This window comes from Stenotrophomonas sp. STEN009, assembly GCF_056760395.1.
Map to the genome: position 1 here is coordinate 22,342 of NZ_JBRRES010000022.1, position 14,852 is coordinate 37,193.

Consider the following 14,852-nt stretch of genomic DNA (forward strand, 5'->3'; position numbering starts at 1 on the left):
GCCTTGATTAACAGAATGCGAATGCCTATCATTTACTGATCGGTGGTGCGCTTGGCCGCACGGGCAAGGAAGACCTGTCCGGTGCCCATGTACAGCCCTGACCTCCGGCTGCCCGTCTGCGCGGGCAGCGCTGCATTGATGGGACACGCTGGGCGACGTGCGCGGGGCGCAAGGGGGCCGCATGCGCGTTCGATCCCCTCCCCGACCGACAGGACCACCGTGGACCGCTCGCCCGCAACCGCCAGCTCCCGTGTTTTCTTCCGCAACCCGCGCTGGGGCATCCTGTCGCGCTCGCTGGCCGCGATCTTCGGTGGCTATGCGCTGGCCTCCATGACCGGCGTGTTCTGTGCCGTCGTCCTGCCGGGCGCGCGGGGCCAGACCGTGCTGACCGGCATGCTGCTGGCCATCCTGGTTGCCGCCTGTGCCGCGCTGTGGGCATTCGCCACCCGCAGTGCCCTGCGTGCGTGGATCGGCATCCTAGCCCCTGCCCTGCTGATGGCCGGCATCGCGCGGCTGATGGGAGCCTGGGCATGAAGAACGGATTCCGCCAGTCGATGGCCTGGCTGCACACCTGGACCGGCCTGCTGGTCGGCTGGCTGCTGCTGCTGATCTTCATGGCCGGTACCGCAAGCTACTACCGTGAAGAGATCAGCCGCTGGATGCGCCCGGAACTGCCGGCCAGCACCGTCAGCATCGATGTGGCCGCGCAACGCAGCGTGGACTACCTGCAGACCCATGCGGCGCAGGCCCAGACCTGGTTCGTGACCCTGCCGCAGCCGCGCAACCCGGCCATGCAGCTGTTCTGGCGCCTGCCACCCGAGCTGGCCGATCCAAGCCGTGGCCGCCGCGGTGCCTTCGGCGATGCCACGCTCGACCCGAACACCGGCGACGAACTGAACGCCCGCCAGACGCGCGGCGGAGATTTCTTCTACCGCCTGCATTTCGACCTGCACTACATCCCCGTGCTGTGGGCCCGTTACCTGGTCGGCTTCTGCGCCATGTTCATGCTGGTGGCCATCATCACCGGGGTGATCACCCACAAGAAGATCTTCAAGGACTTCTTCACTTTCCGCAAAGACAAGGGCCTGCGCTCCTGGCTGGATTTCCACAATGTCAGCGCGGTGATGGCGCTGCCCTACCACGCGATGATCACCTACACGGGCATCGTCACCCTGATGATCATGTACCTGCCCTGGGGCGTGAAAGTGGCCTACCCGCAGGATGAGGACAAATTCTTCAGCGAAGCCTTCGGTGGCCTGCCTGAAGTAACCGCGCCGGCCGAAGGCCGCGCCGCGCCGCTGCCGATCGCCCGCCTGCTGGACGATGCGCGCGCCCACTGGCATGGCGCCGAAGTGGCCGGCTTCACCGTGTCCAATCCGGGCGCGCGCAACGCGGTCATCGACATCCGCCAGCGTGACGGAAAGCGTCTTTCCATCGACACGCCTTCGCTGCGTTACGACATGGTGGACGGCAGGCTGCTGGAACAGACCCCGGCCTCCGGTGGTGCCACCGCCACCCGTGGCGTGCTGTATGGCCTGCACCTGGCGCGCTTCGCCGACTGGGGGCTGCGTGCGCTGTTCTTCCTGTCCGGCCTGGTCGGCTGCCTGATGGTGGCCAGTGGCGTGGTGCTGTGGGCAGTGAAGGAACGACCGAAGCATGCCAAGAGCGGGCGCACCGGCTTCGGCCTGCGCCTGGTCGATGCGTTGAACATCGGTACCGTGGCCGGCCTGCCGATCGCCTTTGCCGCCTACTTCTGGGGCAATCGGCTGCTGCCGCTGGATCTGGCCGATCGCTCCAATGCCGAAGCCAACGTGTTCTTCTACGCGTGGGGCGGCGCCCTGCTGGCCGCGTTCGTCTGGCCGAAGCGGGTGATGTGGACGTGGCAGCTGTACCTGGGCGCAGCCGCATTCGCGCTGGTTCCGGTGGTCAACGCGCTGACCACCCACGCCCATCTGGGCATCACCCTGCGCAGCGGCGACTGGGTGCTGGCGGGCTTCGACCTGTCGATGATCGCCTTCGGTGCGATGCTGGCGCTGTGCGGCTGGCGCATGCAGCGCTGGACGCCACCGCTGTCTGCGGCCGAGAAGAAAAAACGTGCCGCGGCAACCGTTGCGCACAGGGCACCGACCGAAGCCACCGAAGTGGAGGCCAGCGCATGATGCTGCTGGCGCTGGCGCTTTCCTTCTCCGCGTTCACCGCATTGTCGCTGGCAATGGAAAGGCACCAGCACGATCTGCACGGCAAAGCCGCCGTTCCGGCACGGCGCGCCCAGTGGCGGGTGCTGGGCTGGTTGCTGCTGGCGGTCACCTTCGCCCTGTGCGTTGCCGACCATGGCTGGGCCATGGGCCCTGTGCAGTGGCTGGGCGTGATGACGGTGGGCGGCGTGACGCTGTCGTTCGGGCTGTATCCCTACCGCCCGCGGTGGATCGTGCCGCTGGCGATCACCCTGCCGTTGCTGGGCCTGGTGGTGGCGCTGGCATAGCCGGTAGCGCCGGGCCATGCCCGGCGAACCTTCAACCCAAACGCTTCAACTCCCACGCACGGTGGATGCGTGCGTTGCGCTCGAAGTCCGGACCGATGGTACGCGCAGTGATCTCACGGCACTGGGCGAACTCGGCGATCGCGTTCTCTTCCAGCTTGAAACGGCGGAAGTTGTTGGAGAAGTACAGAACGCCTGCCGGTGCCAGCCGTGCCACCGCTGCACGCAGCAGCCGCAGCTGCTCGCGCTGCACATCGAAATCATCGGCGCGGGCGGAGTTGGAGAACGTCGGCGGATCGCAGAAGATCACATCGTACTGTCCGCGGTCGGCTTCCAGCCAGGCCATCGCATCGGCCTGCACCAGAAGATGCTGGTTGCCGCCCTGACCATTCAGCGCCAGGTTGTCGTAGCACCATTGCAGGTAGGTAGCGGACAGGTCGACGCTGGTGGTGCTGGCCGCGCCGGCCACGGCTGCCTGCACGCTGGCCACGCCGGTGTAGCAGAACAGGTTGAGGAAGCGCTTGCCACGCACCTGCTCGGCCATCATCCGGCGCAGCGGACGATGGTCCAGGAACAGGCCGGTATCGAGATAGTCGAACAGGTTCACCTGCAGCAGCGCATGATTCTCGCGCACCACCACGAACTCGTCGCGCTGCTCGAAACGGCCGTACTTGCTGCCGCCCTTGCCACGCTCGCGTGACTTCATCGATACCTGTTCGGGCGGCACGCCGAATACCTCACGCGCGGCGGCCAGCAGTTCGTTGCGGCGGCGGCGCACGTCGTTCTCGGGAATCGCCGCCGGTGCAGCGTATTCCTGCACGTGCAGGAAGGTACGGCGCTGTCCACCGTCCTCTTCGTAGACATCGATGGCCGCCGCGTATTCCGGCAGGTCCGCATCGTAGGCGCGGAAGCAGGTGATGTCCTCGCGCGCGCGCCAGCTCTTGAACTTCTTCAGGTTCTTGCGCAGGCGGTTGGCCACCATCTGCGCACCTTCGCTCAGCTCCCGCGGCTGTGCCGGATCACGCCCCGGCACCGCGATCGGGTCGCAGACGATCAGCGCGCATTCCAGCGCGCCATTGAACATCTGGTACTTCTTGGCCGCACGAAGACCCGTGGCGAAGGCCAGCTCGTCGTTGCCGCACAGCAGGCTGGCGCGCCACTGCGGCACCGCCTTCTGCAGCGCGTTGCCCAAGGCGCGGTACAGCGCCGGATCGGCGGCCAGGCGCTCGTCGTAGGGCGGGTTGCAGACCACCGCACCGATCTCCTGCTCCGGCGAGGTGAGCTCGGATACGTCGGCGCGGGTGAAGCGGATGGCGTGGGCCACGCCCGCCACTTCGGCATTCTCGCGTGCCGCTTCGATCGCCGTCGGATCGATGTCGCTGCCGTGGATCACCGGCTTCAGCGCGGCCAGGCCGGTGGCCTCGCGCTCGCGCGCCTCGCTCTGGATCGCCTTCCAGGCCACCTTGTCGAAGCCCAGCCAGCGGCTCGGCGGCAGGCTGCCGTGGCGCATCAGGCCCGGCGCGACGTCGGCCGCCATCAGCGCGCCTTCGATCAACAACGTGCCGCTGCCGCACATCGGGTCCAGCAGGCCACCACCGGCGGCATGCAGACGCGGCCACTGCGCCCGCAGCAGCAACGCGGCCGCCAGGTTCTCCTTCAGCGGCGCTTCGTGCGCGGCCCCCCGCCAGCCACGGCGGTGCAGCGGGCCGCCGCCGAGGTCGATCGACAGCGAGGCACGTCCCTTGCGCAGCGACAGGTTGACGCGCACATCCGGCAGATCGGTGTTGACCGACGGCCGCTCCAGGCCCTCATCGCGCATGCGGTCGACGATGGCGTCCTTGATCCGCTGCGCGGCAAAGCGGGCGTGGGTGATCTTGTCGCCGGACACATGCGCATCCACCGCCAGGGTCATCTCCGGCTTGATGTGCTCATGCCACGGCAGCGCACGCACGCCGTCATACAGCGCCTGCTCGTCGGGGCATTCGAACTCGTCGATCGGCCACAGCACGCGGCTGGCCAGGCGTGACCACATCACGATCCGCAGCGCCTGCTCCAGCTCGCCCTCGGCATTGACGCCGGCAATGGTGGCAGTGGCCCTGTCCAGGCCCAGGGCCGACAGTTCATCGGCAAGCAGGTATTCCAGGCCCTTGGCGCAGGAGACGAAGAATTTCACGGGATCGGTTCGCAGGTGGTCGGACGCGGCAGGGGAGCCGCGCCAGTCGGAAAGGAGGGCCGTGGGCACGGCCGGCAGGCCCGCGCCGGGGGCGGCGGGGCTGCCATTGTAGTCAATGCGGGCCGGCGCGCCGTGCGCCCCGGCTTCACAGTTGGCGCAGCAGGCGCTCGAAGGCGTGTGCGGATGCCTCCACGTGCCGCTCCAGGCGGTGGCCATCGTCCACCAGCAGCAGCTGTGCCGAGCGCGCCTGCGCCCAGGCGATCACCCCGGCGGCAGGCACAACATCATCGTGCCAGGCCTGGACCACGGTGGTGGGGACCGCTGCGGCGTCCAGCGCCGGCATGGGCCCCATGGTGGTCGGCGGGACCATCAGGAACAGGCCCGCCACCGGTACCTGCAACGAGGCGATCGCAGAGATGTAGGCGCCCAGGCTGGAACCGGCCAGTACCAGCGGCCCTTGTGCCGCCGCATGTGCAGCGCGTTCCAGCAGGCGCTGCAGACGCCCCGGCACGTCACCGACGCGGCTCACTTCGCTCATCGCGTCCAGATCGGTGTAGTCCGGCCGCTCATGGGTCCAGCCCAGGCGTTGGGCGACCTCGGCCAGTGCCGTGACCTTGGTGGCCTCCGGCCCGCTCTCGAAGCCATGGGAGAGGATGCAGTGACCGCGGCTCATGCACACGCTCCGCAGGCGCGCACCGACAACGAAAGAGAATGCAGGTTCATTGCGCAATGCTAGCATCGCCGCATGCCCAACCCGCACCTGCCCGGCCTGCTGCTGCAGCCCCTGCCCTATCACGACCTTCTGCCGCTGCGCGCGCCGGACACGCTGGAGATGGTGGTGATCCACTGCACCGAGCTGCCCGACCTGGCCACGGCCCGTGCCTATGGCGAGCGGGTGCTGTACGACAGCGGCGCCGGCAACAGCGGCCATTTCTACATCGACCGCGACGGCAGCGTCGTGCAGTACGTGGCACCTGAGCGCGTGGCCCACCACGTCCGCGGCATGAACGCACGGACGCTGGGCATCGAGCTGGTCAACAGCGGGCGCTACCCCGACTGGTTCGACAGCCGTCACCAGGCGATGGACGAGCCGTACACCGAGCCGCAGCTGCAGGCCCTGGAACAGCTGCTGCTGGCCCTGGTGGCGCGCTACCCGTCACTGCAGCGGATCGCCGGCCACGACCAGCTGGACCGGGAACAGGTGCCGGCCAGTGACGATCCGACGTTGAGCGTGGCCCGCAAGCGCGATCCGGGGCCGTTGTTTCCGTGGGCTCGGGTGCTGGCGAAGGTGCCCCTGCAATCGATCGGGTAACCGGCAGGACTGCCGTCTGAAGGGGGCAGATCCGTTCTGCGCGGGAAAACGGATCTGACCCCGGTTCTGTCTCAGGTACCGCTGGCGACCGGTCGGCTGCTGTCGCTGACCCAGCCGCTCCAGGAATCGGCATAGATGCGCGCCCCGGACAGGCCCGCCGCTTCCATCGCCAGCAGCAGATGGCACGCCGTCACGCCGGAACCACACATCAGTACGACCTGCTGCGGATCGCGATTGCCGATGATGCCCTGCAGCTCGGCACGCAGCTCCTGCGTATCGCGCATGCGGCCATCGAGCACATTGGATGCGAACGGGCGGTTGACCGCGCCGGGCACGTGGCCGGCCACCGGATCCAGCGGTTCGACTTCGCCGCGGAAGCGCTCTCCCGCGCGGGCGTCCAGCAACCAGCCCGGCGCATGCTTGAGCCGGGCGGTGATCTCGTCGGCATTGGCGATCTGCGTGGTGTCAAAGCGCCCCGGATAGGCAGGCTGGGCCGGAACCTCGCCCGCACCGGTCGCCAGCGGCAGCCCCGCTGCCTGCCAGGCCGCAATGCCTCCATCGAGCACCGCCACCCGCGCGTGGCCCATCAGGCGCAGCAGCCACCACAGGCGCGCGGCGGCCATGCTGCCATCGCTGCCGTCGTAGACCACCACCTGGGTCTCCGGGGCGATACCCCAGCGACCCAGCCGTGCGGCGAACGCGTCGCTGTCCGGCAGCGGGTGGCGACCGTGGCCGGCACGCGTGAGGTCGGACAGATCCCGGTTGAGGTCGGCGTACACCGCACCGGGGACATGACCGGCCAGGTACTGGCCCTCGCCCGCCTGCGGATCGCCCAGCGACGCGCGCGCATCGACCACACGCACGGCGGTGCTCGCCGTTGCACGGGCGTCGACCACGCGCACGTCCTCGCCCAGTGCAGCGGCGAGGGTGGCGACATCGACCAGGGTGGTCCACGGCGGATCGATCGGCTTCATTGCACTTGCTCCAGGCGGCGACGCAGGTTGTAGAGAATGGCCGCCGTCGCCCCCCAGATCCGCTGGCCAGGCCAGCCGTACTCGAGCACATGACGGATGCGGCCACGATGATTGATTTCGACCTGGCGCAGGTTGTCGGCCGCCATCAGGTAATCCAGTGGCACCTCGAACACCTCGGCCACTTCACTGGGCTGCGGCACGGGCACGAAATCCGGATCGACCACCGCCACCACCGGGGTGACACGGTAACCGGTGATGGTCACGAACGGATCGAGGTAGCCCAGCGGCTGCACCTGCGCAGGCGCCAGCGCGATTTCTTCCTGGCTTTCGCGCAGCGCTGCGGCCAGCGCATCGCGATCATCCGGCTCGGTACGGCCGCCGGGAAAGCCGACCTGGCCGCCGTGCTGTCGCAGGGTTTCAGTGCGACGGGTCAGGATCACCTGCGCGCCGCTGGCACGCGGCACGATGCCGGCCAACACCGCCGCTTCCACCGGCGGACCCGGCGGCAGCAGGTCGATCAGTTCACTGCGGTTCCAACCGTCACCGGCGGGCGGGGCGGCCAGCGGATGCAATGCGCGCAACAGGCGATCATGGTCGGCCAGCGAGCCGTGCAGCGATTGCTGCAGCTGCTCGCGCAGCGGCAGCACGCGATGCAGGATGTGGCTGCGTTCGCTGTCGCTCATCGACGACCACCGTGTGATCTCGTCGATGTGCCGCCGGCAACCGCGGCACAGCCGGTTGCCATCCAGCTTGCACGTTCCGATGCAGGGGCTTGCGACAACACGCGCCGGGTCTTCCGTAGTTTGCACGTTGCAACAGTAGCGCGATTGCGCTGAATTTGCGCGGGCTGAAGATGCGGCATGCGGTCCTTCGCCGCGCGCCTTCGCCGAGCATGGCCCGATGCTGCCGGCCGCGCGCGGCGCAAACAAAAACGCGCCGGTGGGATCACCGGCGCGTTGATGTTGATGCGGAGGCTTACTTGACGCTGACCAGCTTGATCTCGAACTGCACGGCCACGTTCGGCGGGAACGGGGTGCGCGGGTCGGCACCGTACGCCTGGTCCGGCGGCAGGGTGACTTCCCACTTCGAACCCGCCGGCATCTGCAGCAGGGTCTCACGCATGGCCTTCATTTCGACTTCGCTGACCTTGATCGACGGAATCTGCTGGGCCGGGCGGGCCTCGGTCGGGCGCTGGCCGTACGGGAACGGACCGGCAACTTCCAGCTGCACGGTGCTGGCCTGGGTCGGCTTGGCACCCTTGCCGGCTTCGATCACGCGGTACTGGACGCCGCTCGGCAGGGACTGCACGCCGGCCTTGGCCTTGTTCGCCGCGATGAACTGATCGCTCTTGGTCTTGTTTTCGGCAGCGGCCTTTTCGTACTCGGCCTTGGCGGCCTGGGCACGACCCTGCTCGCGCTTCTGGAACGCTTCAACGGCCGGCTTCAGCTGCTCGGCGGTGATCGCCGGCTGCTTCTTGGCGTAGGCGTCCTGCAGACCCTTCACCACCGAGTTGATGTCCAGCTGCTCACCACGACCGGTCAGCTCCGCCAGGTTGTTGCCGTAGTCGTAACCGAAGTAGTAGCTCAGCTTGCCCTTTTCGGACGAGACGTCCTGGGCGAAGGCATTGCCCGTCAGGGCCAGGGCCGCGACGGCGACCGCGATAGAACGCAACTTCATCAAACAGTTCTCCAGGGGTGGTAACTCAGGGACGTTCTGCGCCGCCCTGAGGCGACGGGTTAGGATAACGGCCACAACGTGTAACCGCTACTCACCACGCAGGCTATGACCTGTCTGCGCGGGCAGAGTTCAAAATCACTCTTTTTTAACGTTCCAGGAGTTTCACCGTGGCCGATGACCTGATCGCTGTCACCGACGATGGCGCCATCCGCACCGTGACCGTCCAGCGCCCGGACAAGCTCAATGCCCTCAATGCCGCGACCCTGCAGGGTCTGGCCGATGCGTTCAGGGACGCCGCGGCCGACCCCGAGGTGCGTGTGGTGGTGCTGACCGGTGCCGGCCAGAAGGCCTTCGTCGCCGGCGCCGACATCGCCGAGATGAACACACTCAGTGCGGTTCAGGGACGTGATTTCTCCCTGCTCGGCCAAGGACTGATGCGTCAGATCGAACGCATGCCCAAGCCGGTCATCGCCCGCGTCAACGGTTTTGCCCTGGGCGGCGGCCTGGAACTGGCGCTGGCCTGCCATCTGCGCGTTGCGGCTGACTCGGCCAAGGTCGGCCAGCCGGAGATCAATCTCGGCCTGATCCCCGGCTTCGGCGGCAGCCAGCGCCTGCTGCGCCTCTGCGGCCGGGCTGCCACCCTGGAACTGTGCCTGCTGGGTGCGCCCATCGATGCCGCCCGTGCGCTCGCGCTGGGCATCGTCAACGAGGTGGTGCCGGCGGCCGATCTGGACACCCGTGTACAGGACATCGCCCGGCAGCTGGCACGCTCGGCGCCCCTGGCGCTGCGCGCCCTGCTTGATGCGGTCCACATCGGCGGCGAATGCAGCCTGGAGGCGGGACTGGAGTACGAAAGCGCGCAGTTCGGCCTGCTGTTCGCCACCGAGGATATGCGCGAAGGCACCGGTGCCTTCCTGCAACGCCGTCCCCCCGCTTTCCAGAACCGTTGACCCCATGGCATCCCGACCCAACCCCGCGCTGCTGTTTGCCCGGGTCCAGGCAGACGATCTTGATGGTGCCCTGCAGGCCGGCCTGATGGACTATGTCGCCAACGAAGGCGACACACACGAGGTTCCCGGGCACCCGGAACTGCCGGAGGTGCTTAGCCAGGCGCGGCAACAGCTGCAGCGCGCGTGGGCCGCACGTGACCGTTACCGCGCCCGCGCGGTGCGCCTGGCCCGCCGCGACGCCGAGCGCGATGCGCGTCGCACGCCGCGCCCGGCGCCGGACGTGAAACCTGCGCTGCCGGCTGCCGCTGCCGCCATCCTCGCCCGTGCCAAGGCACGCGCCACCGGCAAGGAGCGCTGATGGCCACCGTGAAGAAGGCCGCCCGCGCGCCAGCGCGGCGTGGCAGCAGCATGCCGCGCGCCGACGTGGTGGAAATGTTCACGCGCCTGCGCGAACTCAACCCGCATCCGAAAACCGAACTGGAATACAGCTCGCCGTTTGAACTGCTGGTGGCGGTGACCTTGTCGGCGCAGGCCACCGATGTCGGCGTCAACAAGGCCACGCGCCGCCTGTTTCCCGTTGCCAACACACCCGCGCAGATCCTGGCGCTGGGCGAGGACGGACTGAAGAAATACATCGCCACCATCGGCCTGTTCAACGCCAAGGCGAAAAACGTGATCGCCACCTGCGCGATCCTGCTGGAGAAACATGGCGGTGAAGTGCCACGCGATCGCGAGGCACTGGAAGCCCTGCCCGGCGTCGGCCGCAAGACCGCCAACGTCGTGCTCAACACGGCCTTCGGCGAACCGGTGATGGCGGTGGATACGCACATCTTCCGCGTTGCGAACCGCACGGGACTGGCGCCGGGAAAGAACGTGCGCGAAGTGGAAGACAGGCTGGTGAAGGCGATTCCTGATGAATTCCTGCTCGACGCACATCACTGGTTGATTCTGCACGGACGCTACGTCTGCAAGGCACGCAAGCCGGACTGCCCGGGTTGCGTGATCGCTGATCTGTGCCGCTTCAAGGACAAGACACCGGCCCCCTGAGGCATCCCCGCAGCGCCTGCGGGTAAATGCCATCGCAGCGCAATCCCCACGTCATATCGGCCCGGCATCAATGCCGGGCCCAGTCGTGGCAAGGGTCGCGGCGGACAGACTGCGCGCGGAAACTGTCACATTTACGCAATCTTTACCTTCTAGCCTGCGCGCATCTTCCCACCTGCCTGCAAGGCTCCTCTCCATGAAACTGCATCACCAACTCCTGACGGTGGCCGTGGCCGCTGCGCTCTATGTGCCGGCTGCCCACGCTGAAGTCGCCATCGACGTGATCGGCGGTTCGGAAATCACCTTCGAAGGCCTGGTCCAGGCCGACGGCAACTGGTTCCACAACGACGTCGTGGACCTCAATGGTGGCGATGCCGGCAACGGCAAGGACAGCGAGTTCGAGCTGCGCCGCGCCGAGCTGGTGCTCAAGGGCAAGGGCCCGGGCAACGTGGAGTGGGTGCTCGGCTACGACGCCAAGGCGGACAAGTTCCTCGACACCAACGTGAAGTACAAGCTGCTGGGCAATGCCAACCATTTCATCCAGGTCGGCCAGTTCAAGCAGCCCAACAGCCTGGAAGAGCTGTCCAGCACCAAGAACAACGACTTCATCTCCAAGGCCGCAGTCACCAATACCTACGCGATCGCCCGCCGCCTGGGTGGCGCCTACAGCTACGGCCAGGACAACTGGTCGCTCACCGCCAGCGCCTTCGGCCGCGAGCTGACCCGCAACCTGGCCCATGGCAGCGGCTATGGCGCGCGTGGCACCTGGGCTCCAATCAACGAGAAGGGCCAGGTCCTGCACTTCGGCCTGAGCTACGTGGACTACGACGCCGACGCTGACACCCTGCGCGTGCGTGCGCGTCCGAACGCCGACCTGGCCACCGCCCGCCTGATCGACAGCGGCAACCTGACCGACACCGACCGCGTCAGCACCGTCGGCGCCGAAGCCATGTACTTCCAGGGCCCGTTCAAGGCCCAGGCCGAGTACTACACCAGCAAGGCCAAGCGCTACGACCACGACAACTACACCAGCGACGGCTACTACATCAGCGGCCTGTGGAATGTCACCGGCGAGACCTGGAGCTACAAGGGTGGCACGCCCGGCACCGGCCTGCCGAACAACCCGGCCAGCGGCCAGTGGCAGCTGGGCGTGCGCTACGACCACATGGACCTCAACGACGGCAACCTGGCCGCGAACCCGGTCGCCGGTCGCCCGCCGATCGTCGATGGCGTGCTCGGCGGCAAGATGGATGTGTGGACCGTCGGCGCCAACTGGTACTGGCGCTCGAACTTCAAGCTGATGCTGAACTACGTGAAGGTCGACAGCAAGAAGTACAGCTCCAGCGCCCGCGGCTTCGTCAATGACGATCCGAACATCCTGGAAGCCCGCGCGCAGTTCTTCTGGTAAGACCCCGCGTCATCGCATCACGCACCGGCAAGGGCACGACTGCGGTCGTGCCCTTGCCACGTGCGGTAGCGCCTGTACCGCAGCGCGATCCCCTCATCCGATGTCACACCGGCGTCATATGACAGACCTTTCCGTGTCACGGAATCGTTATGGAATGTGCACCGATACGTTGGGCAACCGCCCTTCGACCACCCCAGGAGTCTCTCCCGTGATCCACGCCTTCAAGTCGCGCGCCGCTGTCGCCATCCTGGCCGCGTCGTCCGTGTTCGCCGCCAATGCTGCCGATGTCACCGGCGCGGGCGCCTCCTTCATCTACCCCGTGATGTCCAAGTGGTCGGCGGACTACAGCACCGCCACCGGCAAGAAGGTCAACTACCAGTCGATCGGTTCCGGCGGCGGCATTGCCCAGATCAAGGCAGCGACCGTCGATTTTGGTTCCTCCGACGCGCCGCTGAAGCCGGAAGAACTGGCTGCCGCCGGCCTGGCCCAGTTCCCGTCGGTGATCGGCGGCGTGGTGCCGGTGATCAACGTCGCCGGCGTCGCACCGGGTGCGCTGAAGCTCGATGGCCCGACCCTGGCCAACATCTTCCTGGGCAAGATCACCACCTGGAACGATCCGGCCATCACTGCACTGAACCCGGGCCTGACCCTGCCCAGCGGCAAGATCACCATCGTGCACCGCTCCGACGGTTCGGGCACCACCTTCAACTTCGTCAACTACCTGTCCAAGGTCAGCCCGGAGTGGAAGAGCAAGGTCGGTGAAGGCACCTCGGTGCAGTGGCCGGCGGGCATCGGCGGCAAGGGCAACGAAGGCGTGGCCGCCTACGTCAAGCAGATCAAGGGTGGCATCGGCTACGTCGAGCTGTCCTATGCGCTGCAGAACAAGATGTCGTACGCGGCAATGAAGAACGCTGCGGGCAAGATCGTGCAGCCGTCGGACGCCTCGTTCTCGGCCGCCGCCGCCAGCGCCGACTGGGCCAATGCCCGTGACTTCTACCTGGTGATGACCAATGCCCCGGGTGCCGATGCGTGGCCGATCACCGCCACCAACTTCATCCTGGTCCGCAAGCAGCCGAAGAACGTCGCCGGTGCCAAGGCCACGCAGGAGTTCTTCCGCTGGATCTACAGGAACGGCGACCAGCAGGCCAAGCAGCTTGATTACGTGCCGCTGCCGGACACCCTGGTCCGCCAGATCGAGACCTACTGGACCCAGAACCTGAAGTACTGAGCAAGACCTCCCCCGCAGGAGCGGGGGGCGGGGGGGGGGGGGAGCCCCCCCCCCCCCCCCCCGGCGGGGGGGGGGGGAGGGACAGGGGGGGGGGGGGGGGGGGGGGGGGGGGGGGGGGGCCTTTCCCCCCGGCGGGGGGGGGGCGGGGGGGCCGGCGCGGTCGCGCCGTTGGGGGGTGGGCCGGGGGGGGGGGGGGGCCCCCCCCCCCCCGCGGCCCCCCCGGGCCCCCAGACCTCCGCCATCGCCCGCTCTTCTCGTTTGTGGGGTCCGGCCTTCCACCGGACCGGCGACCCTGCCGGTGCGCAGATCGGGCGGCCGCGGCGGTCTCCGGGGATGTCCGCAGTGGGCGACGACCCTGTGAAACCCTTGTCGGAACGTGATCCAGGACACCTCTGTCATGGACGTCATACGGCTGTAACAAAAACATCATTTCATAGCCGCATCCGCCGACGCCGTCGGCTCTTCCCCGCTATGGAGTGACCATGAAACTGCACTCGGCCGGCCTCGCCGCCCTTTCCCTGGCCATCGCCCTGGGCCTGTCGGCCTGCGGTGGCGACAAGCAGGCCGCGCAGCAGCCGGCCGCCGACGGTGCCGCTGCCCCGGCTGCCGCCGGTGCGAAGGTGACCGCCGAAGTCTCCGGCGCCGGCGCGTCCTTCATCTTCCCGCTGGTGTCGAAGTGGTCGGCCGACTACAACGCCAGCACCGGCGCCAAGATCAACTACCAGTCCATCGGTTCCGGCGGCGGCATCGCCCAGATCAAGGCCGGCACGGTCGACTTCGGCTCGTCCGACAAGCCGCTGAGCAGCGAGGAGCTGGCGCAGGCCGGTCTGGCCCAGTTCCCGTCGGCCATCGGCGGCGTGGTGCCGGTCGTCAACATCGAAGGCCTGGAAGCCGGCAAGCTGCGCCTGAGCGGCGCCCTGCTGGCCGACATCTTCCTCGGCAAGGTCAAGACCTGGAACGACCCGGCGATCGTCGCTGCCAACCCTGGCGTGACCCTGCCGGACGGCAAGATCACCATCGTCCACCGTTCGGACGGTTCGGGCACCACCTTCAACTTCTCCAACTACCTGTCCAAGGTCAGCCCGGAGTGGAAGAGCAAGGTCGGCGAAGGCACTTCGGTGCAGTGGCCGGACGGTGTGGGCGGCAAGGGCAACGAAGGCGTCGCCTCGTACGTCAAGCAGATCAAGGGCTCGATCGGCTACGTCGAACTGGCCTACGCGCTGCAGAACGCCATGCCGTACACCTCGCTGCAGAATGCCGCCGGCACCTGGGTGCAGCCGAGCGCGGAGACCTTCGCCGCTGCGGCCGCCAGCGCCGACTGGGCCAGCGCCAAGGACTTCAATCTGGTCATCACCAATGCTCCGGGTGAGCAGGCGTGGCCGATCACCGCCACCAACTTCATGCTGATGCAGAAGCAGCCGAAGGATGCCAAGCGCAACCAGGACACCCTGGCCTTCTTCAAGTGGGCCTTCGAGAACGGCCAGGCCCAGGCCAACGAGCTGCACTATGTGCCGCTGCCGGCCGAACTGGTCACGCAGATCGAGGCCTACTGGGCGACCGAACTGAAGTGATGGACCCGACGGTGCCCGCCGCGTGCGGGCACCGTG

15 protein-coding genes are annotated in these 14,852 nt (G+C 67.5%); 10 read left to right on the top strand and 5 right to left on the bottom strand.

The annotated features are described in order from the left end of the window. Nucleotides 1-219 precede the first annotated feature (219 nt). From ACVOMM_RS11645 to ACVOMM_RS11655, 3 genes are read left to right on the top strand one after another with little or no spacing between them, the layout of a single operon-like run. Nucleotides 220-534, top strand: a complete 315-nt coding sequence (locus tag ACVOMM_RS11645; protein ID WP_053518219.1) for a DUF3649 domain-containing protein — start codon at nucleotides 220-222, stop codon at nucleotides 532-534. Continuing rightward, on the top strand, nucleotides 531-2,159 hold the full coding sequence (locus ACVOMM_RS11650; RefSeq protein ID WP_481526273.1) for a PepSY-associated TM helix domain-containing protein: 1,629 nt from the start codon (nucleotides 531-533) through the stop codon (nucleotides 2,157-2,159). Before ACVOMM_RS11645 ends, ACVOMM_RS11650 begins: the two co-directional genes overlap by 4 nt. After that, nucleotides 2,156-2,482, top strand: a complete 327-nt coding sequence (locus tag ACVOMM_RS11655; RefSeq protein WP_053518217.1) for a DUF3325 domain-containing protein — start codon at nucleotides 2,156-2,158, stop codon at nucleotides 2,480-2,482. The genes ACVOMM_RS11650 and ACVOMM_RS11655 overlap by 4 nt, the downstream gene beginning before the upstream one ends. 31 nt (nucleotides 2,483-2,513) lie before the next feature. Here ACVOMM_RS11655 and rlmKL read toward each other — a convergent pair whose 3' ends face one another. Then, the gene (rlmKL, locus tag ACVOMM_RS11660) at nucleotides 2,514-4,652 is read right to left on the bottom strand and encodes a bifunctional 23S rRNA (guanine(2069)-N(7))-methyltransferase RlmK/23S rRNA (guanine(2445)-N(2))-methyltransferase RlmL (protein ID WP_481526274.1); all 2,139 of its coding nucleotides are present in this window, start codon (nucleotides 4,650-4,652) and stop codon (nucleotides 2,514-2,516) included. Nucleotides 4,653-4,797: 145 nt separating this feature from the next. After that, nucleotides 4,798-5,325, bottom strand: coding sequence for an alpha/beta hydrolase (locus ACVOMM_RS11665; protein ID WP_053518227.1), 528 nt, complete (start codon nucleotides 5,323-5,325; stop codon nucleotides 4,798-4,800). Nucleotides 5,326-5,397: 72 nt separating this feature from the next. On the opposite strand from ACVOMM_RS11665, the gene ACVOMM_RS11670 reads away from it, so the two are divergent. Then, complete coding sequence (locus ACVOMM_RS11670) at nucleotides 5,398-5,964, top strand: N-acetylmuramoyl-L-alanine amidase (protein WP_481526275.1); 567 nt, start codon at nucleotides 5,398-5,400, stop codon at nucleotides 5,962-5,964. Nucleotides 5,965-6,035: 71 nt separating this feature from the next. Here the strand turns inward: ACVOMM_RS11670 and ACVOMM_RS11675 are convergent, their stop codons facing one another. From ACVOMM_RS11675 to ACVOMM_RS11685, 3 genes are all read right to left on the bottom strand, one after another. After that, nucleotides 6,036-6,938 carry a sulfurtransferase gene (locus tag ACVOMM_RS11675; RefSeq protein WP_053518214.1) on the bottom strand — a complete coding sequence of 301 codons (903 nt, stop codon included), beginning with the start codon at nucleotides 6,936-6,938 and terminating at the stop codon, nucleotides 6,036-6,038. Further along, nucleotides 6,935-7,747 (bottom strand): CoA pyrophosphatase, encoded by an 813-nt coding sequence (locus tag ACVOMM_RS11680; RefSeq protein WP_065181204.1) that lies wholly within the window; start codon nucleotides 7,745-7,747, stop codon nucleotides 6,935-6,937. The genes ACVOMM_RS11675 and ACVOMM_RS11680 overlap by 4 nt, the downstream gene beginning before the upstream one ends. A gap of 166 nt (nucleotides 7,748-7,913) precedes the next feature. Continuing rightward, nucleotides 7,914-8,615 (bottom strand): FKBP-type peptidyl-prolyl cis-trans isomerase N-terminal domain-containing protein, encoded by a 702-nt coding sequence (locus ACVOMM_RS11685; RefSeq protein WP_005408797.1) that lies wholly within the window; start codon nucleotides 8,613-8,615, stop codon nucleotides 7,914-7,916. A 167-nt stretch (nucleotides 8,616-8,782) separates the two neighbouring features. On the opposite strand from ACVOMM_RS11685, the gene ACVOMM_RS11690 reads away from it, so the two are divergent. The 6 genes from ACVOMM_RS11690 (at nucleotide 8,783) to pstS (ACVOMM_RS11715) (ending at nucleotide 14,816) form a co-directional block, all read left to right on the top strand. Beyond that, nucleotides 8,783-9,565 (top strand): enoyl-CoA hydratase/isomerase family protein, encoded by a 783-nt coding sequence (locus tag ACVOMM_RS11690; RefSeq protein ID WP_445393741.1) that lies wholly within the window; start codon nucleotides 8,783-8,785, stop codon nucleotides 9,563-9,565. A gap of 4 nt (nucleotides 9,566-9,569) precedes the next feature. Then, complete coding sequence (locus ACVOMM_RS11695; RefSeq protein WP_053518210.1) at nucleotides 9,570-9,923, top strand: hypothetical protein; 354 nt, start codon at nucleotides 9,570-9,572, stop codon at nucleotides 9,921-9,923. Continuing rightward, on the top strand, nucleotides 9,923-10,612 hold the full coding sequence (gene nth / locus ACVOMM_RS11700) for an endonuclease III (RefSeq protein WP_445393742.1): 690 nt from the start codon (nucleotides 9,923-9,925) through the stop codon (nucleotides 10,610-10,612). Before ACVOMM_RS11695 ends, nth begins: the two co-directional genes overlap by 1 nt. A 193-nt stretch (nucleotides 10,613-10,805) precedes the next feature. Beyond that, the gene (locus tag ACVOMM_RS11705; protein WP_481526276.1) at nucleotides 10,806-12,017 is read left to right on the top strand and encodes an OprO/OprP family phosphate-selective porin; all 1,212 of its coding nucleotides are present in this window, start codon (nucleotides 10,806-10,808) and stop codon (nucleotides 12,015-12,017) included. A gap of 208 nt (nucleotides 12,018-12,225) precedes the next feature. Next, the gene (gene pstS / locus ACVOMM_RS11710) at nucleotides 12,226-13,245 is read left to right on the top strand and encodes a phosphate ABC transporter substrate-binding protein PstS (protein WP_065174722.1); all 1,020 of its coding nucleotides are present in this window, start codon (nucleotides 12,226-12,228) and stop codon (nucleotides 13,243-13,245) included. 482 nt (nucleotides 13,246-13,727) lie between these two features. Further along, complete coding sequence (gene pstS, locus ACVOMM_RS11715) at nucleotides 13,728-14,816, top strand: phosphate ABC transporter substrate-binding protein PstS (protein WP_053518206.1); 1,089 nt, start codon at nucleotides 13,728-13,730, stop codon at nucleotides 14,814-14,816. Nucleotides 14,817-14,852 lie beyond the last annotated feature (36 nt).

Excerpts from the sequence above, each read along its gene's own strand:
- nth (WP_445393742.1), top strand. The coding sequence starts at position 9,923 with ATGGCCACCGTGAAGAAGGCCGCCCGCGCGCCAGCGCGGCGTGGCAGC.
- ACVOMM_RS11675 (WP_053518214.1), bottom strand. The coding sequence starts at position 6,938 with ATGAAGCCGATCGATCCGCCGTGGACCACCCTGGTCGATGTCGCCACC.
- ACVOMM_RS11650 (WP_481526273.1), top strand. The coding sequence starts at position 531 with ATGAAGAACGGATTCCGCCAGTCGATGGCCTGGCTGCACACCTGGACC.
- ACVOMM_RS11655 (WP_053518217.1), top strand. The coding sequence starts at position 2,156 with ATGATGCTGCTGGCGCTGGCGCTTTCCTTCTCCGCGTTCACCGCATTG.
- ACVOMM_RS11705 (WP_481526276.1), top strand. The coding sequence starts at position 10,806 with ATGAAACTGCATCACCAACTCCTGACGGTGGCCGTGGCCGCTGCGCTC.
- ACVOMM_RS11695 (WP_053518210.1), top strand. The coding sequence starts at position 9,570 with ATGGCATCCCGACCCAACCCCGCGCTGCTGTTTGCCCGGGTCCAGGCA.
- ACVOMM_RS11665 (WP_053518227.1), bottom strand. The coding sequence starts at position 5,325 with ATGAGCCGCGGTCACTGCATCCTCTCCCATGGCTTCGAGAGCGGGCCG.
- ACVOMM_RS11670 (WP_481526275.1), top strand. The coding sequence starts at position 5,398 with ATGCCCAACCCGCACCTGCCCGGCCTGCTGCTGCAGCCCCTGCCCTAT.
- ACVOMM_RS11685 (WP_005408797.1), bottom strand. The coding sequence starts at position 8,615 with ATGAAGTTGCGTTCTATCGCGGTCGCCGTCGCGGCCCTGGCCCTGACG.
- pstS (WP_053518206.1), top strand. The coding sequence starts at position 13,728 with ATGAAACTGCACTCGGCCGGCCTCGCCGCCCTTTCCCTGGCCATCGCC.